Below are 22321 nucleotides of genomic sequence, written 5' to 3'. Positions count from 1 at the left end.
TTCGCTGCGTGCGAGGAATTACCCTTCGATCACTTCGTAGGAGTGGGTGATATTCACCGCTTTTTCAAGCATCAGCGCAACAGAACAGTACTTCTCGGCAGACAGATCCACCGCACGGGAAACCGCCGCATCCTTCAGCCCTTTACCGGTGACGATAAAATGCAGATTGATGTGGGTGAACAGGCGCGGCGCTTCTTCACGACGCTCGGAGGTCAGCTTCACTTCGCAGTCGGTCACGTCGTTGCGGCCCTTCTGCAGGATAGACACCACGTCGATGGCGCTACAGCCGCCCGCGGCCATCAGCACCACTTCCATTGGGCTTGGCGCTTTATCGCCAGAGTTGCCGTCCATCAGGATCTGGTGTCCAGAAGCGGACTCACCGAGGAAGGTCAGCCCTTCAACCCATTTCACACGCGCTTGCATAATTTTTAACTCCAAGGTTGCAATTTTCTTCTCAGATTACGCGCACATAACAATTCTCGCAATGGAAGGCGATCGACGTCATGCTGAAGCGAGACACCAGGAGACACACGGCTAAAGCTATGCTAAAACAGTCAGGATGCTACGGTAATACATAAACGTACTGCATGTATGCAGAGGACATCACATTACAGGCTGCGACAGTATTCGACAGCCGACTTCCCAGGTAACGGGAAGGATACTATTGCAACCGGTGGCCGCAATGCTTTTGCCGCCGGGAAGAGCTTATAACAGAGGATAACCGCGCATGGTGCTTGGCAAACCGCAAACAGACCCGACTCTCGAATGGTTCTTGTCTCATTGCCATATTCATAAGTACCCATCGAAGAGCACGCTGATTCACCAGGGTGAAAAAGCAGAGACGCTGTATTACATCGTAAAAGGCTCAGTGGCAGTACTCATCAAGGACGAAGAAGGGAAAGAGATGATCCTCTCTTACCTCAACCAGGGCGATTTCATCGGTGAGTTAGGCCTGTTTGAAGAAGGCCAGGAACGCAGCGCGTGGGTACGGGCAAAAACCGCTTGTGAAGTTGCTGAAATCTCTTATAAAAAATTCCGTCAGCTGATCCAGGTTAACCCGGACATCCTGATGCGTCTCTCTTCGCAAATGGCGCGTCGTCTGCAGGTTACCTCTGAGAAAGTCGGCAACCTGGCGTTCCTCGACGTCACCGGTCGTATCGCTCAGACCCTGCTGAACCTGGCAAAACAACCTGACGCAATGACCCACCCGGACGGGATGCAGATCAAAATCACCCGTCAGGAAATCGGCCAGATCGTCGGCTGCTCTCGTGAAACCGTGGGCCGTATCCTGAAGATGCTGGAAGATCAGAACCTGATCTCCGCACACGGCAAAACCATTGTCGTTTACGGTACCCGCTAATCCAGCCCAAACGGCGTATTGCGTCATGCAGTACGCCGTTTTTGTTTTCCCCCTATGTGGCGCAGGCTGATTTACCACCCGGAAGTCAACTATGCACTGCGGCAAACGCTGGTGCTGTGTCTGCCCGTTGCCATTGGTCTACTGCTCGGCCACCTCCAGCAGGGGTTGCTGTTCTCGCTGGTGCCCGCCTGCTGCAACATTGCCGGGCTTGATACCCCGCATAAGCGTTTCTTCAAGCGTCTGATCATCGGCGGCTGCCTGTTCGCCGGATGTAGTCTCGCCGTTCAGCTGCTGCTGGCGCGCGATGTGCCTTTGCCACTGATTCTGACCGGGCTAGCGCTGCTGCTTGGCGTCACGGCAGAGATCAGCGCGCTACACGGACGACTGCTGCCCGCCTCGCTAATTGCCTCCATTTTTACCCTCAGCCTGGCAGGGAATATGCCCATCTGGCAGCCATTATTGATCTATGCGCTGGGGACATTATGGTACGGGCTATTCAACTGGTGGTGGTTCTGGATGTGGCGCGAGCAGCCGCTACGCGAGTCGCTCAGCCTGCTTTACCGTCAGCTTGCCGACTACTGCGAAGCCAAATACAGCTTGCTCACCCAGCATACCGATCCCACCACCGCGCTGCCGCCGCTGCTGACTCGCCAGCAAAAGGTGGTGGACCTGATTTCCCAGTGCTACCAGCAACTGCACATGCTGGCGGCGAACCAGCACAATGACTACAAGCGGCTGCTGCGCGCTTTCCAGGTTGGGCTGGATTTGCAGGAGCATATCTCCGTCAGCCTGCATCAGCCGGAAGAGGTGCAGAAGCTGGTTGAACGCAGCCATGCGGAAGCGGTAATCCGCTGGAATGCCCAGACGGTAGCCGCACGCCTGCGCGTGCTGGCGGACGATATTCTCTATCACCGCTACCCTACCCGCTTCAACATGGATAAACAGATTGGCGCGCTGGAGAAAATTGCCGACCAGCACCCGGATAACCCGGTGGGTCAGTTCTGTGCCTGGCACTTCAGCCGCATTGCCCGCGTGCTACGCTCCCAGCGCCCGCTGTACCCGCGTAACCTGATGGCCGACAAAGAACGCCGTCTGCCGCTGTTCCCGGCGTTAAAAAGCTACCTCTCTTTGCGCTCTCCCGCCCTGCGTAACGCCGCGCGTCTCAGCGTGATGCTGAGCATCGCCAGCCTGATGGGCGCGGCGCTGCACCTGCCGAAACCGTACTGGATCCTGATGACGGTGCTGCTGGTCACACAAAACGGTTACGGCGCGACCCGGGTGCGAATTTTCCACCGAGCAGCGGGTACCCTTGCCGGTCTGGTGATTGCCGCCGTGGCCCTGCACTTCCACACGCCGCAGGGCTGGGCGCTAACGGGCATGCTGATAGTGACGTTAGTGAGCTACCTGATTATTCGTCGCAGCTACGGTTGGGCGACCGTCGGCTTTACCATCACCGCGGTGTACACCCTGCAAATCCTGACGCTTAATGGCGAAGAGTTTATTGTCGCCCGCTTTATCGACACCATCATTGGTTGCCTGATCGCCTTTGGCGGCATGATTTGGCTATGGCCGCAGTGGCAGAGCGGCCAGCTGCGCCAGAACGCCCAGGCGGCGCTGGAGGCCGATCAGGACGCTATCCGCCTGATCCTCAGCCCCGACCCACAGGCACCGAAGCTGGCCTACCAGCGCATGCGCGTCAACCAGGCACACAACACGCTGTACAACACGCTGAACCAGGCGATGCAGGAGCCGGGCTTTAATTCACGTTATCTTGAAGATATGAAACTGTGGGTGACCCACAGCCAGTTTATCGTCGAGCACATCAATGCCATGACGACGCTGGCGCGCGAGCACAATATGTTGACGCCTGATTTGGCGCAGCAGTACCTGGAGTCGTGTGAGATTGCTCTACAACGCTGTCAGCAGCGTCTGGAATACGATGAAGCGGGGAGCAGTGGCGAGGTCAACATTATGGAAGCGCCGGATTCACTGTCCCACGGGCCGTTAAGCACCATGGAACAGCATCTCCAGCGAATTCTGGGGCACCTGAACACCATGCACACTATTTCGTCGGTGGCCTGGCGCCAGCGCCCACGGCACGGCGGCTGGTTAAAGCGGCAAACTAGCTAACAATTTTCGCGACGGCCTGGGCAAAGCGCTGCATACCTTCGTCGATATCCACCTCTTCCACCACCAGCGAGGGGGCAAAGCGCATCACGTCCGGGCCGGCATTCAATACCATCACACCGACATCCGCTGCCGCATACAAGAAGTCGCGCGCGCGGCCTTTGTACTTCGCGTTCAACTCGGCGCCAATCAGCAGCCCCATCCCGCGCACATCGCTGAAGACATCGTATTTCGCGTTAATCTGTTGCAGATGCTGAACAAACCGCTCGCGCTTAGCATTGACGCCGTTCAGCACTTCCGGCGTGTTGATAATATCGAAGGCCGCACCGGCGACCGCGCAGGCCAGCGGGTTACCACCGTAGGTAGAGCCGTGCGAACCGACGTGGAAAGCGCTGGCAATATCGTTGGTTGTCAGCATGGCGCTGACCGGGAAGCCGCCGCCCAGCGCTTTAGCGCTGGTCAGAATGTCCGGCGTCACGCCGTAGTGCATGTAAGCAAACAGTGAACCGATACGCCCCATGCCGCTCTGCACTTCATCAAAGACCAGCAGCGCCTGATGCTTGTCACACAGGTCGCGCAACCCTTTGAGGAATTCAGGTGTCGCCGCCTGCACGCCGCCTTCGCCCTGAATCGGCTCCACCACCACCGCGCAGGTGTGGTCATCCATCACCGCTTCCACCGCGTGCAGATCGTTAAACGGCACGTGAACAATATCGGCAGGTTTAGGGCCGAAACCGTCGGAGTACTTTGGCTGACCGCCGACGGAGACGGTAAACAGCGAGCGCCCGTGGAAGGCGTTATGGAAGGCGATAATTTTGGTTTTATACGGACTATGGCGGGTTGAAGCGTAGTAACGCGCCAGTTTAAAGGCGGTCTCGTTGGCTTCAGTGCCGGAGTTCATGAACACCACGCGCTCGGCGAATGTGGCGTCAACCAGCTTCTGGCCCAGACGCAGCGCCGGTTCGTTGGTAAACACGTTGCTGGTGTGCCACAGGGTTTCACCCTGGGTTTTCAGCGCCTCAACCAGCGCCGGATGACAGTGGCCCAGCGCCGTCACCGCGATACCGCCAGCAAAATCAACGTACTCTTTGCCTTGCTGATCCCAGACGCGACTGCCTTTTCCCTTCACCGGAATAAACTCCGCCGGTGCATAGATTGGCAAAATGACCTGATCGAAGGTCGCGCGGGTGATCGCAGGTTGTTTGTTTACCATGTCATGCCCTTCTTCAAACGATGCAGCAATGAGTGTGAAAATCTATCCACAAAATATGCATAAAAAATCACATCATAGCAACTACTATCGCTGGAGAAAGTTGGCCAGTAGCTGGTGCCCTTGTTCGCTAAGAATGCTTTCCGGATGGAACTGAACGCCCTCCAGATCCCACTCGCGATGACGAATGCCCATGATTTCCCCGCTTTCACTGCGAGCGGTAACCTCAAAGCAGTCGGCCAGCGTATCGGGATCAATCAGCAAAGAGTGATAGCGGGTCACGGTCAACGGGTTATTCAAACCACGAAAAACGCCCTGCTGCTGATGGGTAATTGGCGACGTTTTGCCGTGCATGACCTGCTGTGCGCGAACGATACGCGCGCCAAACGCCTGCGCGATGGCCTGATGGCCTAAGCAAACACCGAGGATAGGAAGGATGCCCGCGTAGTGGCGGATGACATCAAGAGAGATACCGGCATCGTCCGGCGTGCAGGGGCCGGGTGAGATCACGATTTTTTCAGGCGCCAGCTGCTCGATGTCATCAAGGGTGATGTCATCGTTACGTCTGACCACCACGCTGGCCCCCAGTTCGCAAAAATACTGGTAGAGGTTCCAGGTAAAGGAATCGTAATTATCAATCAGCAGGATCATGGCGGCTCCGGTCATTTATCTGCCGCCATTCTACCGAGTGTGGAGTGCTTTAGCGATACGGGCGGCAGCCTCATGCCTGACGCCGCCCGGCCTGACTTACGGCAGCACCTTCGCCGACAGGATCACAATCGGTTTGGTCGGCACATTCTGGTACGGCCCAACGTTGTGGCTCGGCACCTGGGAGATTTTATCTGCCACGTCCATGCCCTTCACCACTTTACCGAATACCGCGTAGCCAAAATCACGCTGGCCGTGGTCAAGGAAGGCATTGTCGGCCACGTTAATGAAGAACTGGCTGGTTGCGCTATCTTTATCCGCAGTACGCGCCATCGCGATGGTGCCACGGGTGTTACGCAGGCCGTTGTCGGCTTCGTTTTTGATCGGCGCGTTAGGCTGCTTCTGCTGCATCTGCTCGTTAAAGCCGCCGCCCTGCACCATAAAGCCCGGGATCACGCGGTGGAAGGTGGTGTTGTTGTAGAAACCGCTATTAACGTAGTTCAGGAAGTTTTCAACGGAAACCGGCGCTTTCTGGCTATCCAGCTGCAGCTCGATATTGCCTGCAGAGGTGGTCAGCAGCACGTGCGGATTCGTAGTGGCTGCAAAAGCCGCAGGAGCCATCGCCGAGAGAGCAAAAACAGCCGCCACGGCCGCCAGAGTTGATTTGAGCATGAGAATTCCTTTAACAGGTGCAGTAGAGAAAGCGAGTGGCTTGATTCTAAAGAGGGATAGCCCCTCAGGCCAGTGCTTTACCAAAGTTTACGCGGATGTAACGCTCATAATGAGCAGGGTAAGAATTCACGAGCTTGATTTTGTGATCCAGATCACAATTAAAAGTGTAATACGCCAACGTTTGCGTAATAAAACTATGAATACATCACCTCAGTGACTAAAATCTGCCCGCTCAGCGCAGTGTCAACGCGCTTTACACAACTATTCACAGGCCAGTCATGACTAACAGCAATCGTATCAAGCTCACATGGATCAGCTTCTTCTCCTACGCCCTTACCGGTGCGTTGGTGATCGTCACCGGGATGGTGATGGGAAACATCGCCGATTACTTCAATCTGCCCGTTTCCAGCATGAGTAACACCTTTACCTTCCTGAACGCTGGGATCCTGATCTCGATTTTCCTCAACGCCTGGTTGATGGAAATCGTTCCGCTGAAAACGCAGCTGCGTTTTGGCTTTATCCTGATGGTGCTGGCGGTCATTGGTCTGATGACCAGCCATAGCCTGGCGCTGTTCTCCGCCGCCATGTTCGTACTGGGGCTGGTCAGCGGGATCACCATGTCGATTGGTACCTTCCTCATCACCCACATGTATGAAGGGCGTCAGCGCGGCGCGCGTCTGCTGTTTACCGACTCCTTCTTCAGCATGGCGGGGATGATCTTCCCAATGCTCGCCGCCTGGCTGCTGGCCCGTACCATTGAGTGGTACTGGGTATACGCCTGCATTGGCCTGATCTACGTGGCCATCTTCGTGCTGACCCTCGGCTGCGACTTCCCGGTTCTGGGTAAAAAAGCGCAGAACAACGACCAGCCGATCGTGAAAGAGAAGTGGGGCATTGGCGTGCTGTTCCTGTCCATCGCCGCGCTGTGCTACATCCTCGGCCAGCTGGGCTTTATCTCCTGGGTACCTGAATACGCCAAAGGTTTGGGCATGAGCCTGAACGATGCCGGCAAACTGGTCAGCGACTTCTGGATGTCTTACATGTTTGGTATGTGGGCCTTCAGCTTTATCCTGCGTTTCTTCGATCTGCAACGCATCCTGACCGTGCTGGCCGGTATTGCCACCGTGATGATGTACCTGTTCAACCACGGCGAACCGCAGCACCTGGCATGGTTTATCCTGACTCTGGGCTTCTTCTCCAGCGCTATCTACACCTCAATTATTACGCTGGGCTCCCTGCAGACCAAAATCGCCTCACCAAAACTGGTTAACTTTGTGCTGACCTGCGGCACCATCGGTACCATGCTGACCTTCGTGGTTACCGGGCCTATCGTTGCCCATAGCGGCCCGCTGGCGGCGTTGACGACCGCAAACGGTCTGTACGCCGTGGTGTTCGTCATGTGTCTGATCCTCGGCTTTGTGAGCCGTCATCGCCAGCACGCGGCGTCAGCCTCTCACTAATCCGCTTCGCCCCTTTTCACCATGAAAAGGGGCGCTTCTTGTCCTCGTTTTCCGCGCCTGCCAAATCGCCGTTTATTTACCCTTTCCGCGCAAAAAACAAACAGCAAATAAAGTTGAGTATTTTCCGCAACTTACAAAAACACTTAAAAATCATCACCCTACTCATTAAGGGGTAGGCAAAGGCTAAATTGATTTGAATCAATAATCCCACTAGCTGAATCGTTAAGGTAGGCAGTATTAGAATAGAAATCGAGGCAAAAATGAGCAAAGTCAGACTCGCAATTATCGGTAATGGCATGGTCGGCCACCGCTTTATCGAGGATCTTCTCGATAAATCCGACGCCAGCCAGTTTGATATTACCGTCTTCTGTGAAGAACCCCGCATCGCCTACGACCGCGTACACCTCTCTTCCTACTTCTCACACCACACGGCGGAAGAGCTGTCGCTGGTGCGCGAAGGCTTCTATGAGAAGCACGGCGTGAAGGTGCTGGTCGGCGAGCGCGCCATCACCATCAACCGTAAAGAGAAGGTGATCCATTCCAGCGCGGGTCGTACCGTTTTTTACGACAAACTGATTATGGCAACCGGCTCCTACCCGTGGATCCCGCCTATCAAAGGGTCTGAAACTCAGGATTGCTTCGTTTACCGTACGATTGAAGATCTGAACGCCATTGAATCCTGCGCGCGCCGTAGCAAACGCGGCGCGGTAGTGGGCGGCGGCCTGCTTGGCCTCGAAGCGGCTGGCGCGCTGAAAAATCTCGGCGTCGAAACCCACGTGATCGAATTCGCACCCATGCTGATGGCCGAACAGCTCGACCAGATGGGCGGCGAGCAGCTGAAGCGCAAAATTGAAAGCATGGGCGTGAAGGTTCACACCAGCAAAAACACCAAAGAGATCGTTCAGGAAGGCGAAAACGCGCGTAAAACCATGCGCTTCGCCGACGGCAGCCAGCTGGAAGTCGACTTTATCGTCTTCTCCACCGGTATTCGCCCGCGTGACAAACTGGCTACCCAGTGCGGTCTGGAAGTCGCCCAGCGCGGCGGGATCATGATTAACGACCGCTGCCAGACCTCCGACCCGGATATCTACGCTATCGGCGAATGCGCCAGCTGGAAAAACCGCGTCTACGGTCTGGTTGCACCGGGCTACAAAATGGCTCAGGTTGCCGTTGACCACATCCTCGGCAGCGAAAACAGCTTCCAGGGCGCAGATATGAGCGCCAAGCTGAAGCTGCTGGGCGTTGACGTGGGCGGCATTGGCGATGCGCATGGCCGTACGCCGGGCGCACGCAGCTACGTCTACCTCGATGAAAGCAAAGAGGTCTACAAACGCCTGATCGTCAGCAAGGATAACAAAACGCTGCTCGGCGCGGTTCTGGTGGGCGACACCAGCGACTTTGGCAACCTGCTGCAACTGGCGCTGAACGCGATTGAGCTGCCGGAAAACCCGGACGCGCTGATTCTGCCCGCGCATGCCAGCGGCGGTAAGCCGTCTATCGGCGTGGATAAACTGCCGGACAGCGCGCAAATCTGCTCCTGCTTTGACGTCACCAAAGGCGACCTGGTCGCCGCCATCAACAAAGGCTGCCATACCGTCGCGGCGCTGAAAGCCGAAACCAAAGCCGGTACCGGCTGCGGCGGCTGTATCCCGCTGGTCACCCAGGTGCTCAACGCCGAACTGGCGAAACAGGGCATCGAAGTGAACAACAACCTCTGTGAACACTTCGCGTTTACCCGTCAGGAGCTGTATCACCTGATTCGTGTAGAAGGTATCAAAACCTTCGACGAACTGCTGGCGAAATACGGCAAAGGCTACGGTTGTGAAGTGTGTAAACCAACCGTCGGTTCCCTGCTGGCCTCCTGCTGGAATGAATACATCCTGAAGCCGCAGCATACGCCGCTGCAGGACACCAACGACAACTTCCTGGCCAATATCCAGAAAGACGGCACCTATTCCGTTATTCCGCGCTCTGCGGGCGGTGAAATCACCCCGGAAGGTCTGGTAGCTGTGGGCCGTATCGCGCGTGAATTCAACCTGTACACCAAAATCACCGGTTCCCAGCGTATCGGCCTGTTCGGCGCGCAGAAAGACGACCTGCCGGAAATCTGGCGTCAGCTCATTGAAGCCGGCTTCGAAACCGGTCACGCCTATGCCAAAGCGCTGCGTATGGCGAAAACCTGCGTAGGCAGCACCTGGTGCCGTTACGGCGTCGGCGACAGCGTCGGCTTCGGCGTTGAGCTGGAAAACCGCTACAAGGGCATCCGTACGCCGCACAAGATGAAGTTTGGCGTCTCCGGCTGTACCCGCGAGTGTGCGGAAGCGCAGGGCAAAGACGTTGGCATTATCGCGACAGAAAAAGGCTGGAACCTGTACGTCTGCGGCAACGGCGGCATGAAACCGCGCCACGCGGATCTGCTGGCGGCGGACCTCGATCGCGACACGCTGATCAAGTACCTCGACCGCTTTATGATGTTCTACATCCGCACCGCCGATAAGCTGACGCGTACCGCGCCGTGGCTGGATAACATGGAAGGCGGTATCGACTACCTGCGTTCCGTGATCATCGACGACAAGCTGGGCCTGAACGAGCATCTGGAAGAAGAGATCGCTCGCCTGCGCGACGCGTTTGCCTGTGAATGGACCGAAACGGTCAACGACCCGGCCGCTCAGGTTCGTTTCAAACACTTTATCAACAGCGAGCAGCGTGACCCGAACGTGCAGGTGGTTCCTGAACGTGCCCAGCACCGCCCGGCCACGCCGTACGAACGCATTCCGGTAACTCTGGTGGAGGAAAACGCATGAGCCAGTGGGTAAATATCTGCAAGATTGACGCGATTGTGCCAGCCACCGGCGTCTGCGCCCTGCTGGGCGACCAGCAGGTGGCGGTGTTCCGCCCCTACGCCGATAATCAGGTGTTCGCCATCAGCAACATCGACCCTTTCTTCGAGTCGAGCGTGCTGTCCCGCGGCCTGATTGCCGAACACCAGGGCGAACTGTGGGTCGCCAGCCCGCTGAAAAAGCAGCGCTTCCGCCTGCGTGACGGCCTGTGCATGGAAGACGAAAGCCATTCCGTCGCCCATTACGACGTGCGCGTCAAAGACGGTCTGGTACAGCTAAAGGCCTGATCGTTTTCGGCATAAGTAATAGCAAAAACTTATGACCTTAACGGGGTAACAGCAGGAAAAATCGTGTATTCCATACGATGTCTGCTGTTATCCTTACCCGCATTATTCATTCCCCGCATTTCTATTGTTAATTCCGTGAGGTTGCCCCGTGGATCACTTACCCATCTTTTGCCAACTGCGCGATCGCGACTGTTTGCTGGTCGGCGGCGGCGATGTTGCCGAGCGCAAGGCGCGTCTGCTGCTGGACGCGGGCGCGCGCCTGACGGTAAACGCGCGGGATTACGTTCCGCAGTTCCACGTCTGGGCAGATGCGGGGATGCTGACGCTCGTCGAGGGCGACTTCCAGCCAGCGCTACTTGATCCTTGCTGGCTCGCGATCGCCGCCACTGACGACGACGCGGTAAACCAGCAGGTGAGCGACGAAGCGGAAGTACGCCGTATTTTCTGTAACGTGGTCGATGCCCCGAAAGCCGCAAGTTTTATCATGCCATCGATTATTGACCGCTCGCCGCTGATGGTCGCCGTCTCCTCCGGCGGCACTTCCCCGGTGCTGGCGCGTCTGCTGCGCGAAAAGCTCGAGGCGATGCTACCTCAACATCTGGGCCAGGTGGCGCACTATGCCGGCCAGCTGCGCGCGCGGGTGAAAAAGCAGTTCGCCACGATGGGTGAACGCCGCCGTTTCTGGGAAAAGCTTTTTGTGAACGATCGTCTGGCGCAGTCGCTGGCGAACCAGGATCAGAAGGCAGTAGAAGACGAAACCGAACAGTTACTGAATACCCCGCTGGACCATCGCGGTGAAGTAGTGCTCGTCGGTGCCGGGCCGGGCGACGCCGGATTGCTGACGCTTAAGGGGCTACAGCAGATCCAACAGGCGGACGTGGTCGTGTATGACCGTCTGGTTTCCGACGATATTATGAATCTGGTGCGCCGCGATGCCGATCGCGTATTTGTCGGCAAACGCGCAGGCTATCACTGCGTGCCGCAGGACGAAATCAACCAGATCCTGCTGCGTGAAGCGCAACAAGGCAAACGCGTGGTACGTCTGAAAGGCGGCGATCCGTTTATCTTTGGTCGTGGCGGTGAGGAGCTGGAAACCCTGTGCCAGGCGGGTATTCCGTTCTCAGTCGTACCGGGAATTACCGCGGCGTCTGGCTGCTCGGCCTACTCCGGTATTCCTCTCACCCACCGCGACTACGCCCAGAGCGTACGTCTGGTCACCGGCCACCTGAAAACCGGTGGTGAGCTGGACTGGGAAAATCTGGCGGCAGAGAAACAAACGCTGGTGTTTTATATGGGGCTGAATCAGGCCACTACCATCCAGCAGAAGCTCATTGAACACGGCATGCAGGCCGATATGCCGGTCGCTATCGTGGAGAACGGTACGGCAGTTAACCAGCGTGTCGTCGACGGTCAGCTGACACAGCTCGGCGAGCTGGCGCAGCAGATGGCCAGCCCGGCGCTGATTATCGTTGGCCGAGTGGTGGCCTTACGCGAACAGCTAAACTGGTTCTCAAATCACTAACACAAAAAAACCGGGATAATCCCGGTTTTTTTATTCTCTCGCCCGGCCAAACAACACAACGCCGGGTATGCCCTATGCTTACGGCTTGCTCACGAAACCAATCGCTTCGTACACCGCCTTCAGCGTCTCGGAAGCACGCGCGCTGGCCTTTTCTGCACCCTCTTTCATGATCTTCTGCAAGAAGGCCTCATCATTGCGGTAGCGGTTATAGCGCTCCTGCAGCTCGCTCAGCATCCCGGAAACCGCTTCGGCAACTTCCCCTTTCAGGTGGCCATACATCTTGCCTTCGAAGTGTTTCTCCAGCTCTGGGATGCTCTGACCGGTGACGCCAGACAGAATATCCAGCAGGTTAGACACGCCCGCTTTCTCTTTCAGGTCATAGCGAATTACCGGCGGCTCTTCGGAATCGGTCATCGCACGTTTGATCTTCTTGACCACCGACTTCGGATCTTCCAGCAGGCCAATCACGTTGTTGCGGTTGTCATCGGACTTGGACATTTTCTTGGTCGGTTCAAGCAGTGACATCACGCGTGCGCCGGACTTCGGAATAAACGGCTCTGGGACTTTAAACACGTCGCCGTAGATAGCGTTGAAACGCTGGGCGATATCACGGCTCAGCTCAAGGTGCTGCTTCTGGTCTTCACCCACCGGCACCTGGTTGGTTTGATACAGCAGGATATCCGCCGCCATCAGCACCGGATAATCGAACAGACCGGCGTTGATATTTTCCGCATAGCGCGCGGATTTATCTTTGAACTGAGTCATACGGCTCAACTCACCGAAATAAGTGTAGCAGTTCAGCGCCCAGCCCAGCTGCGCGTGCTCCGGCACGTGAGACTGTACGAAGATGGTGCTTTTCTCCGGGTCGATACCACAGGCCAGATACAGCGCTAAGGTGTCGAGCGTGGCTTTACGCAACGCCTGCGGATCCTGACGAACGGTAATCGCGTGCTGGTCAACGATGCAGTAGATGCAGTGATAGTCATCTTGCATATTGACCCACTGACGCAGCGCACCCATGTAGTTACCGATGGTCAGTTCACCTGACGGCTGTGCGCCGCTAAATACGATGGGCTTAGTCATGTTCTGATTCCTGATTTTCACTGTTCGGAAGCCCAAGAGCGGGCAAAAGTTGGTTAAAGTGGTCGAAGACAACGTCCGGCTCGCTGCGCGCGATGGCTTCGCCATAGTTATAGCCGTAGGTCAGGCCGACGGAGGCGCAGCCCGCCGCTTTTGCGGCCTGAATATCGTTGCGTGAATCGCCAACAAACAGCAGCGCTTGCGGCGTAATGGAGAGCTTCTCAGCGACCTTCAGCAGCGGCTCCGGATGCGGCTTCTTGTTTTGCACATCATCGCCGCCAATCACCACGGAGAAGTAGCTGTCGATGCCCAACGACGCCAGAATCGGCGCCACAAACGGCGTCGGCTTGTTGGTCACAACCGCCAGCGGCAGGCCGTTGGCGTGCAGCGCGGCCAACGTCTGCGCAACGTGCGGGAACAGGAAGCTGCCTTCTTCCGCAAATTCAGCATAATAGCGATCGAACAGGCGACGCAGCACGCGAAGCTGCTCATCCTGAGGAATATCGTGGCTATCGACGGACGGTTTGCCCTGCGCCGCACGCTGAGTCGCACGCTCCTGACGGGCCCAGTTCAGCGCTCGTTCCATCAGTACATCGGCACCGTTGCCAATCCAGGTGACCACGCGGTCTTCACCGGCGACCGGCAGTTCCAGCGCGTACAGCGCGCTATCCACCGCCGCCGTCAGCCCCGGCGCGCTATCGACTAACGTCCCATCGAGGTCAAACGCGACGCCGCGAATGCTTTGCAATTTATCCATGACTTACCTTTGCCAGCTCACTGCGCATTTCATCAATGACTTTTTTGTAGTCAGGTTGGCCAAAAATCGCCGAACCGGCAACGAACATGTCCGCTCCCGCCGCCGCGATTTCACTAATGTTGTTCACTTTAACACCGCCGTCGACTTCAAGACGGATGTCATAGCCAGATTCATCAATACGGCGACGCACTTCACGCAGCTTCTCTAGCGTATGCGGAATAAAGGACTGGCCGCCGAAGCCCGGGTTCACCGACATCAGCAGAATAACGTCCAGCTTATCCATCACGTAGTCGAGATAGCTCAGCGGCGTGGCCGGGTTAAACACCAGCCCCGCCTTACAGCCGTGCTCTTTAATCAGCTGCAGCGTGCGGTCAACGTGTTCGGAGGCTTCCGGGTGGAAGGTGATGATGCTGGCGCCTGCGGCGGCGAAGTCCGGAACCAGACGGTCCACCGGCTTCACCATCAGGTGTACATCGATAGGGGCGGTAATACCGTAGTCACGCAGCGCTTTCAGCACCATCGGCCCGATGGTCAGGTTCGGCACGTAATGGTTATCCATAACATCGAAATGAACCACATCCGCCCCGGCAGCCAGCGCACGCGCCGTGTCTTCTCCCAGGCGGGCAAAGTCGGCCGACAAAATTGAAGGGGCAATCAGGTACTGTTTCATCCGCATCTCCTCAGAGCCTATCCATTAGGATCTTTAACGTTGTTTTTTATCCGGCAGGCGATACAGCGCCAGCAACTCGTCCACCTTTTTACGCGTGCCGCCGTTGCGGCTAATGCTGCGTCGAACCTTCACGACGTGCATCTGCGTTGCGTTTTTATACCATTCCAGCGTTAGCGGCGTACGGTGGTTTGAGATAAGCACCGGTATTCGCTTCGCCATCAGTTCTTCCGCTTTCTGCGCCAGAACTTCCTGCTGCTGCAGGCTAAAGCTATTAGTGTGGTAGGCCGTAAAATTCGCCGTCGCCGACAGCGGCGCGTACGGCGGATCGCAGTAAACCACAGCATTCTTCCCGGCGCGCTTCATACAGTCTTCATAAGACTCGCAGTAGAACTCGGCATTTTGCGCTTTTTCAGCAAAGTGGCGTAGCTCGGCTTCCGGGAAGTAAGGTTTCTTATAGCGCCCAAACGGGACGTTAAACTCACCGCGCAAGTTATAACGGCACAGGCCGTTGTAGCCGTGGCGGTTGAGGTACAAAAACAGCACCGCGCGACGGAACAAGTCGGTGCTGGCGTTAAACTCTTCGCGGTACTGATAGTAGCGCTCAGCGTTATTGCTCTCGGGCACAAACAGCATCCGCGCCTGCTCAACGTACTCATCGGCGCGCGTTTTAACGATTTTATAGAGCTCAATGAGGTCGCTGTTGATATCAGCCAGAATATAACGCGAAAAATCGGTATTCAGGAATACCGATCCAGCACCAACGAAGGGTTCAACCAGGCAATCACCTTTCGGCAGATGGCCTTGAATTTCATCGAGCAGTGGGTACTTCCCCCCTGCCCATTTCAAAAAAGCGCGATTTTTTTTCATGCGGCCTGACTACTTACACTCTCTCCGGCTGTGGAGAAAGCTCCGACAGCATCCTGCGCTTCTACGCCCCGCTCATACCCAATGGTACAAACGGGGCGGTTGCTAACGAAACGGCGATTACTTCAGGTCAGATTGAACCTGATGCAGCGGTTTCGCCCACGGGTTTTTCGCCTGTACGTCGGCTGGCAGCGTGGTCACGGCGCGTTTGGCATCATCTTTCGATGCGTAGATGCCGCTGACCAGAACATACCACGGCTGGCCGTTACGAGAGGTTTCATACACCACGTAGTTTTTCAGGTTCTCTTTCTTCGCCCAACCGTTCAGGTTGTCGTAGTTAGAAGAGGAACTGAGCTGCAGAGTGTAGTGCGAGCCTGAAGCTGATTTCAACGAACCGACATCGCCTGCGGACTTACCGGTTGCCGCTGCAGGGGCTGCCGTCGTGGCGGCGGTAGCAGCAGGAGCAGTGGTGCTGGCCGCTGGTTTCGCCGTTTCGGCTGCCGGCGCTTTAGTTGGCGCTGCGGCCGTCACAGTTTGCTTCGGCGCGGTCGTAACCGGCTTCGCTTCAGCAGGTTTGCTCTGCGCAGTCGTCGTCTGCGTTTTCGCAGGGGCAACAGGCTGAGGTTTGGCTTCGATGACCGTGTGCTTACGTTCCGGACGCGGAGCGGTCGCAGTCTGGCGCGGGGTTTCCGGCGCCGTTACCGCCGGACGTGCGCCGTTACGGATAGGTGCGACGGTCGCGGGTTCAGTCGGCAGCGTGGAATTGACCACGGCATTATCAATCTGGCCCTGCTGCTGAGTCAGCGCATTATTCAGATCGCCCTGCACTTCTACGCGCTGCTGTCCGTCCGGCGCAGCGGTTTGCTGGCCCTGGGTCGGCGTAGAGGAAATTGGCGGCAGCGAAACGTCCTGCTGTGGGTTCGCTTCCGGCGCAGGCTGGCTCTGGGTGACATTGGCCTGATCGACGTTATCGCCGCCAGACAGAGAAATACTCTTCTCACCAGAGGCGCTCTGATCGTTTGAAGACGGCGCTTTTAATGCCGAACCGATGCCGACGATCAGCACCAGCAGCACGACGACGCCCAGCCCCATCATGATGTACTGACGGGAAGCCGGCTTACGCGGTGCGACATTTTTACGTTTACGCGGGCGGCGCTCTACGACTTCTTCTGCATCACCCTCGTCGGCTTCGTCAGATTCCTCGTATTCGTCTTCCGGTTCAACTTCTTCACGTGCTTTGCGACTACGGGACGGACGACGCTCATCCGCATCGAGATCCACATCATCAAAGTTGATCTGTGGCTCGTTGTCACGATCGGAAGATTGACGAGAGCGACCAGTGCGACGATCGCTGGGATCGGGTTTCAGCTCGTCTTCTGGTTTAAATTCATCCATTTAACACCCCACTAAAAGGCTTATGCCACGACAATTGCACATCACCTGAAGTTAAAACACCGCGCGAACGCGGCTAGACCTTTCTTATAGTTGCGCCTGCTGAGTATCAGCAATAGCGCCAAGAACCACATCGTGGGATACGCCACCGCGTACCTCACTTTTCCCGATGGCCAACGGCAGCACTAAGCGCATTTCGCCAGCCAGGACTTTTTTATCTCGCAGCATATGCGGCAGATAGGCTTGCGCCGTCATCTGCTGCGGACCGGCGACCGGCAGACCCGCTCGCTTGAGCAGCGCGATGATACGCTGAGTATCCTGAGCGTCAAATTGGCCCAGTCGCTCAGCGGCATGAGCCGCCATCACCATTCCCGCCGCCACGGCCTCGCCGTGCAGCCAGTTGCCATAGCCCATTTCGGCTTCAATGGCATGGCCAAACGTATGCCCAAGATTGAGTAAAGCACGTAACCCGGTTTCGCGCTCGTCGGCAGCGACAACATCGGCTTTCAGCTCACAACAACGGCGAATACAGTACGCCATTGCTTTTTCATCCAGCGCCATCAGCGCATCAATGTTATTTTCCAGCCAATCAAAGAACGGGGCATCCAGAATGATGCCGTACTTAATGACTTCAGCGAGGCCGGAAGAAAGTTCACGTTTCGGCAATGTTTTCAGGCAATTCAGGTCAACCACCACAGAGGCCGGCTGCCAGAATGCGCCAATCATGTTTTTGCCGAGAGGATGGTTGACCGCGGTTTTGCCGCCAACCGAAGAGTCCACCTGCGAAAGCAGAGTGGTAGGCACCTGGATAAAGCGCACGCCGCGCTGATAGCTCGCTGCCGCAAAACCGGTTAAGTCGCCAATCACACCGCCGCCCAGGGCGACAAGAGTGGTATCACGACCGTGTGGTTTTTGCAGAAGCGCGGTGAAGACGGTATCCATCACAGCCAGGCTTTTATACTGTTCGCCGTCCGGCAGAATGACGCTATCAACCTTCACGCCAGCCTGCTCGAGCACGGTTCGAACCTGGTCCAGATAAAGCGGTGCCAGCGTTTCGTTGGTGACCAGCATAACCTGATCGCCAGACTTGAGCGGTAAGAAGGAAGCTGGATCGTTAAACAAACCAGCCGCGATGGTAATCGGGTAACTACGTTCCCCGAGAGTTACTGTAAGCCTCTCCATAACGCGACGTCCACCTTAGTGACTTATATTCGCTGGCGTTCTACTTTTCTGGCCAGTATTAGTTGCTTTCCAGCATATGAATAATCTGGTTGGCGACAACTTTTGCGCTTTGATCGTCAGTGCGAATGGTGACGTCGGCAATCTCTTCGTACAGCGGATTACGTTCGTCAGCCAGCGCCTCGAGTACTTCACGCGGCGGCGTTTCGACCTGCAGCAGCGGGCGTTTTTTGTCACGCTGAGTGCGCGCTAGCTGTTTTTCAATGGTCGTTTCCAGGTAGACGACGACACCACGAGCGGAGAGACGATTGCGCGTTTCACGTGATTTTACAGAGCCACCGCCTGTCGCCAGAACAATACCCTGCTTTTCCGTTAACTCATTGATGATTTTTTCTTCGCGGTCACGGAAACCTTCTTCGCCTTCGACATCAAAGACCCAGCCCACGTCAGCGCCTGTTCGTTTCTCAATCTCTTGATCAGAATCGTAAAATTCCATATTGAGCTGTTGAGCCAGCTGGCGCCCAATAGTGCTTTTGCCGGCACCCATGGGCCCAACCAGAAAGATATTGCGTTTCTCTGCCATTTTTTTGGTACTACTAAGACTATTCGTTAATGATAAATCCGCGCCGCAGAACATCGCGCGTCGCTGGACATGAACTGAAACCTCTTATGCAATAGAGCGAGAGTCAGACTGAAAATTATCTCAATACTCCGGCTGGTTTGGCAACAGATTAAATCAGCAGACTACAGGAGAAGGAGCGGTGCGTACTGACACTCAAATCGGTACTCCTTGTATGCTAAATCTGGCCCCACGTCAAACTCGGGACACGCCTTCCCGCTGAAATTCGCCTGATTCTTCTCTGCTATTGCGCAGAAATAATACGTGGCGTGATAAACACCACCAGTTCACGTCGTTCATTATCCTTACCGTCACGGCGAAAAAGATGGCCCAACAACGGGATATCCCCAAGAAAAGGCACGCTGTCGCTGGCGTTTTTATTCTTTTGGGAAAAAATACCGCCTAGCGCCAGCGTCTCACCGCTTTTTACTTCCACCTGCGTTTCAATCTCCTGCTTATCAATCGCCAGGACTTCGCCATCCGCCTGTTGTAGGACCTGGCCCGGCATGTTTTCGCTGATGTGCAGCTTCAGCCGCACGCGACCGTTCTGTAACACCGTTGGCGTCACCTCCATGCCCAGTACCGCCTCTTTAAATTCCACTGACGTCGCGCCGCTTTCCCCACTCGACACCTGATACGGAATTTCGCTCCCCTGCTTGATGCTGGCAGGCTGGAGGTGCGAGGCGAGCAGGCGCGGGCTGGCGATAATATCCACCTTCTGTTTCTGCTCCAACGCAGAAAGCTCCAGCTCAAGCAGACGACCATTAATGCGGCCAATGTTGAACCCCGCGCGCGTGGTGGCGTCAGCCACCGAAAGATTGCTGCTTAGCGTGGTGATTTTACCTGCGCCAACGGTGCCTTCCGCATCGGCAAGACTCCACTTCACTCCCAGCTCACGCAGGCTGGTTTCATTAATGGTGACAATATGCGCCGCCAGCTCAACCTGACCGACGGGGATATCCATCTCTTTCGCCCACGCGCTGAACGCCGGCAGATGTTCACTATCGTCACGGACAATCAGGCGGTTGGTGCGTGTGTCGACGGTCAGCGTCCCACGCGCACTCAGGAGTTTGCCTCCGGACTTTGCCAGCTCAGCGGCATCGGCATAGTGCAACACGATGCTACTGTGGCTCAGCGGCAGCGTTTGCTGACGCCGCGTTTGTTCCGCCTGCGCTCGTGCCTGCTTCTCTTCACGCCAGCGCTGCGAATAAACGTAGATCACGCTTCCTTCCTGGGTCATCACCAGCCCGCTGCTGGTGATGACCGTCTGTAGCGCCTGTTTCCACGGCAGATTACGCAACTGAAGCGAGAGCGTGCCCTGCACGTCAGGAGCTATCACCAGGTTTTTCTGTTCAAGGTCGGCCAGGCTTTGCAGCACCTGTGCCACCGGCACGTCGTCCACCACCAGCGTGACGTTTTTCGCCGGGCTCAGCAGCGGCAGAAGCAGCAGTATCAGCAGACTTATCCTTTTCATGATGGCTCGTTCCTTCTCTTTTCCATTGCCAGCGCTGCGGCTCGCAGCCCGTTCCAACGTCTACCGTCAGCTCATCCGGCGTGATTTCCGTTACACGCCACCCGGTCTTCAGTAGGGTGTCGTTTTCCAGACGTTGCCATGTCTCATCATCGCGCTGGACGATGCCCATCGTTCGTCCCCCCGCTTCAATCGTTCCACCAAAGCGCCAGAGATTGAGCTGCGCGCTGTGGCATGGATCGTCGACCGGTGCGAAAGGGTCACGCAGGCCGCATAGCAGCGGAAGCGCAAGTAGAATGCCCAGTGGGATGTTAAGGTTCATGGTCATGCACCAGTCGAACGGTAAAGCGCAGCGTGCCGTTTTCCCCAGCCAGAGCAAACGCCGCCACCTGCATATCGCGCTCCGCCAGCAGTGAAAAGGTGTCAGCAACCAGCGGCCAGGGCGTATCAAGCACCAGCTCCCCACCCTTGTCTGAAGGCAGCCAACTCACCAGTCTGGCCCCGGCCCGCTGGAACGCCGCCGGAGAGAACGCGACGGAGGGAGGGACAGGCGACTCCGCGCCTGCCTGCTGCCGAGGCAGAGACATCAGCCGGTGCCAGCCCGCCACATACAGCGCATGCTGCCGCTGGCGGGCTTCCCTTTCCTTCTCGAGCGTCAGGCTGATCTGCGTCATCCTGTAAAAACACAGTCCGATGCCCAACAACACTGCCATTATCCCGGCGATACGCAGCGCGTTCAGCATTGAGACCGCTCGCCAGCCATCAGGGAGTCGCATGCGCTATCTCCTCATTAAGCTGATAGCGCACCAGCCAGCGCCCGGTACTATCACGCTGAATTTTTCCCGGCTTCGCGGGCTGAAAACCGGGCACGGTCTCCAGGCGATGTTCAAGCTCCGTCAGGGCAGGAAAACGCGTCAGCGTTGCCGAGAGCGACAGCGTGCGGTCGCGATAATCCAGTTCATTCAGCCACGCCTGAGCGGGTATGCCCTCTGCCAACGTCGTGAGGCGAGCGGACCACGCCTGTGTTGCTTGTCGGCGAGCGTGCTTTTGTGCGTTTAGCGCCTGCTGCTTTGCCCGCTCAGCTTGCGCACGTTCGCGCAACGCCAGCTGCTGAGCTATCTGCCGCTCTGCAGCAATATGCATAGCATTCACCGTCCGCGCGGCTTGCCCGTTTAACCAGCAGAACAGCACCACAGCCGCGCCACACAGCCAGCATGCCGCCACGCCCGCCCCCCAGCGACGAAGCTGCCGATAAAATCGCATCCGTCGCCACGGTAGAAAATTAACGGCCTGGTTCATCACATCACCGCCCCCATCGCCAGCCCGATCGCCACCGCAAACGCGTCGCCGCCGGCAGGCAACGGCGGCTGCTTTTGCGTGACGGCACTCCAGGGGTCGAAGTAAGGGTATTGCGTTTCCTCAGCCGTGCAGCACACCAGGCGAGGCGTGGTCATCTCGAGGTGTTCGCCCAGCATGGCGGCTTCATGCAGCGCACAGCTTCCCCACCGCTCCCCGCTGGCCCACAGCCACTGCCCGTCGCTGCGCCAGAGCAGCACGGTATCCGCTTCCGTTTGCAGCGGCATAAAAGATCGCAGCGCACAGGCATCCGGCGTAATCGCCGTTACCTGAAGACGCAGGCGGCGCGCCAGATGCTGTAATCGCGCGACGTCGTGCTGCTGCGCGGCGGTGACGTTCCAGCATCCCTGCGGCTCCGCCAGATGGTAATCAAAGCACAGCGCCTGCGCGGGCATCTCCAGTTGCTGAGACATCGCGCTGGCAATCCACTGGTTTTGCTCATTTTCTCGCAATGCGATCGCCGCACGAGGCAGGCTTTTTTGTAACGTTCTATTGGCAGGAAACGCGATACTTACCGCATGCCGCCAGGGAAGTTCACGGCGCCATGGCGAGAGGGCGGCGAACAGCGCATCGTCATCGGAGGAAGCCAGCGGCAGTTGCCACCAGCGGCGCAACGACCAGCCCTGACGGGCGCGCTGGAGAGCAACGATAAAAATATTATCTTGCTGAATATGCAGACCCATTTGCCAACAGTTGAAAGCCATTTCACGATTATCCTTACGTCACCGCAGGGTGACGGCTATATCAATGAATCAGGCTTGCCTTTATACTACCGCGCGTTTGTTTATAAACTGCCCAAATGACACT

At 56.8% G+C, this 22321-nt stretch carries 22 protein-coding genes; 6 read left to right on the top strand and 16 right to left on the bottom strand.

Annotated elements, in window-relative coordinates; all coding sequences use genetic code 11:
- Positions 1–18 precede the first annotated feature (18 nt).
- Positions 19–423, bottom strand: coding sequence for an OsmC family protein (locus K7B04_RS07220; RefSeq protein ID WP_064541617.1), 405 nt, complete (start codon positions 421–423; stop codon positions 19–21).
- A gap of 304 nt (positions 424–727) precedes the next feature.
- Between K7B04_RS07220 and crp the strand changes: the two genes are divergently transcribed.
- Complete coding sequence (crp, locus tag K7B04_RS07215) at positions 728–1360, top strand: cAMP-activated global transcriptional regulator CRP (RefSeq protein WP_000242758.1); 633 nt, start codon at positions 728–730, stop codon at positions 1358–1360.
- A 54-nt stretch (positions 1361–1414) separates the two neighbouring features.
- Positions 1415–3490 carry a YccS/YhfK family putative transporter gene (locus tag K7B04_RS07210; RefSeq protein WP_163446670.1) on the top strand — a complete coding sequence of 692 codons (2076 nt, stop codon included), beginning with the start codon at positions 1415–1417 and terminating at the stop codon, positions 3488–3490.
- Here K7B04_RS07210 and K7B04_RS07205 read toward each other — a convergent pair.
- The 3 genes from K7B04_RS07205 to ppiA all read right to left on the bottom strand — a co-directional run bounded on the left by K7B04_RS07205 (position 3483) and on the right by ppiA (position 6017).
- Positions 3483–4700 (bottom strand): aspartate aminotransferase family protein, encoded by a 1218-nt coding sequence (locus K7B04_RS07205; protein ID WP_223803762.1) that lies wholly within the window; start codon positions 4698–4700, stop codon positions 3483–3485. The two genes, K7B04_RS07210 and K7B04_RS07205, sit on opposite strands and share 8 nt — an antisense overlap.
- A gap of 84 nt (positions 4701–4784) precedes the next feature.
- Positions 4785–5348, bottom strand: coding sequence for an aminodeoxychorismate synthase component 2 (gene pabA / locus K7B04_RS07200; RefSeq protein ID WP_167577235.1), 564 nt, complete (start codon positions 5346–5348; stop codon positions 4785–4787).
- A gap of 96 nt (positions 5349–5444) precedes the next feature.
- Positions 5445–6017, bottom strand: a complete 573-nt coding sequence (gene ppiA / locus K7B04_RS07195; RefSeq protein WP_163446674.1) for a peptidylprolyl isomerase A — start codon at positions 6015–6017, stop codon at positions 5445–5447.
- Between the two features lie 278 nt (positions 6018–6295).
- On the opposite strand from ppiA, the gene tsgA reads away from it, so the two are divergent.
- The 4 genes from tsgA to cysG all read left to right on the top strand — a co-directional run bounded on the left by tsgA (position 6296) and on the right by cysG (position 12126).
- Positions 6296–7477 (top strand): MFS transporter TsgA, encoded by a 1182-nt coding sequence (gene tsgA, locus K7B04_RS07190; protein WP_223803761.1) that lies wholly within the window; start codon positions 6296–6298, stop codon positions 7475–7477.
- Between the two features lie 260 nt (positions 7478–7737).
- Positions 7738–10281 (top strand): nitrite reductase large subunit NirB, encoded by a 2544-nt coding sequence (gene nirB, locus K7B04_RS07185; protein ID WP_223803760.1) that lies wholly within the window; start codon positions 7738–7740, stop codon positions 10279–10281.
- The gene (nirD, locus tag K7B04_RS07180) at positions 10278–10604 is read left to right on the top strand and encodes a nitrite reductase small subunit NirD (protein ID WP_163446680.1); all 327 of its coding nucleotides are present in this window, start codon (positions 10278–10280) and stop codon (positions 10602–10604) included. Before nirB ends, nirD begins: the two co-directional genes overlap by 4 nt.
- Before the next feature lie 148 nt (positions 10605–10752).
- Entirely contained in the window at positions 10753–12126 is a 1374-nt protein-coding gene (gene cysG / locus K7B04_RS07175; protein WP_163446682.1) for a siroheme synthase CysG, read from the top strand.
- Positions 12127–12204: 78 nt separating this feature from the next.
- Here cysG and trpS read toward each other — a convergent pair whose 3' ends face one another.
- The 12 genes from trpS to K7B04_RS07115 form a co-directional block, all read right to left on the bottom strand.
- Positions 12205–13209, bottom strand: a complete 1005-nt coding sequence (trpS, locus tag K7B04_RS07170) for a tryptophan--tRNA ligase (RefSeq protein ID WP_163446684.1) — start codon at positions 13207–13209, stop codon at positions 12205–12207.
- The gene (gph, locus tag K7B04_RS07165; protein WP_223803759.1) at positions 13202–13963 is read right to left on the bottom strand and encodes a phosphoglycolate phosphatase; all 762 of its coding nucleotides are present in this window, start codon (positions 13961–13963) and stop codon (positions 13202–13204) included. Before gph ends, trpS begins: the two co-directional genes overlap by 8 nt.
- Positions 13956–14633, bottom strand: a complete 678-nt coding sequence (gene rpe / locus K7B04_RS07160; RefSeq protein ID WP_163446688.1) for a ribulose-phosphate 3-epimerase — start codon at positions 14631–14633, stop codon at positions 13956–13958. Before rpe ends, gph begins: the two co-directional genes overlap by 8 nt.
- A 33-nt stretch (positions 14634–14666) precedes the next feature.
- Positions 14667–15500 (bottom strand): adenine-specific DNA-methyltransferase, encoded by an 834-nt coding sequence (gene dam / locus K7B04_RS07155; protein ID WP_163446690.1) that lies wholly within the window; start codon positions 15498–15500, stop codon positions 14667–14669.
- Positions 15501–15617: 117 nt separating this feature from the next.
- On the bottom strand, positions 15618–16892 hold the full coding sequence (damX, locus tag K7B04_RS07150) for a cell division protein DamX (RefSeq protein ID WP_163446692.1): 1275 nt from the start codon (positions 16890–16892) through the stop codon (positions 15618–15620).
- Between the two features lie 84 nt (positions 16893–16976).
- Positions 16977–18071, bottom strand: a complete 1095-nt coding sequence (gene aroB, locus K7B04_RS07145; protein ID WP_223803758.1) for a 3-dehydroquinate synthase — start codon at positions 18069–18071, stop codon at positions 16977–16979.
- Positions 18072–18129: 58 nt separating this feature from the next.
- Positions 18130–18651 (bottom strand): shikimate kinase AroK, encoded by a 522-nt coding sequence (aroK, locus tag K7B04_RS07140; RefSeq protein WP_035892101.1) that lies wholly within the window; start codon positions 18649–18651, stop codon positions 18130–18132.
- Positions 18652–18931: 280 nt separating this feature from the next.
- Entirely contained in the window at positions 18932–20152 is a 1221-nt protein-coding gene (gene hofQ / locus K7B04_RS07135; RefSeq protein WP_223804133.1) for a DNA uptake porin HofQ, read from the bottom strand.
- Positions 20040–20480, bottom strand: coding sequence for a HofP DNA utilization family protein (locus K7B04_RS07130; protein ID WP_223803757.1), 441 nt, complete (start codon positions 20478–20480; stop codon positions 20040–20042). Before K7B04_RS07130 ends, hofQ begins: the two co-directional genes overlap by 113 nt.
- Positions 20470–20934: a hypothetical protein gene (locus tag K7B04_RS07125; RefSeq protein WP_223803756.1), complete on the bottom strand. Its 465-nt coding sequence runs from the start codon at positions 20932–20934 to the stop codon at positions 20470–20472. Before K7B04_RS07125 ends, K7B04_RS07130 begins: the two co-directional genes overlap by 11 nt.
- The gene (locus tag K7B04_RS07120) at positions 20921–21457 is read right to left on the bottom strand and encodes a hypothetical protein (RefSeq protein ID WP_223803755.1); all 537 of its coding nucleotides are present in this window, start codon (positions 21455–21457) and stop codon (positions 20921–20923) included. Before K7B04_RS07120 ends, K7B04_RS07125 begins: the two co-directional genes overlap by 14 nt.
- The gene (locus tag K7B04_RS07115) at positions 21457–22218 is read right to left on the bottom strand and encodes a pilus assembly protein (protein WP_223803754.1); all 762 of its coding nucleotides are present in this window, start codon (positions 22216–22218) and stop codon (positions 21457–21459) included. The genes K7B04_RS07120 and K7B04_RS07115 overlap by 1 nt, the downstream gene beginning before the upstream one ends.
- Positions 22219–22321: the final 103 nt, after the last annotated feature.

Origin of the sequence: Kluyvera sp. CRP (assembly GCF_019930565.1) — a bacterium.
Lineage (GTDB): Bacteria > Pseudomonadota > Gammaproteobacteria > Enterobacterales > Enterobacteriaceae > Kluyvera > Kluyvera georgiana_A.
The sequence above is the reverse complement of the archived record's forward strand: the minus strand, read 5'-3'. Positions and strand labels throughout refer to the sequence as shown.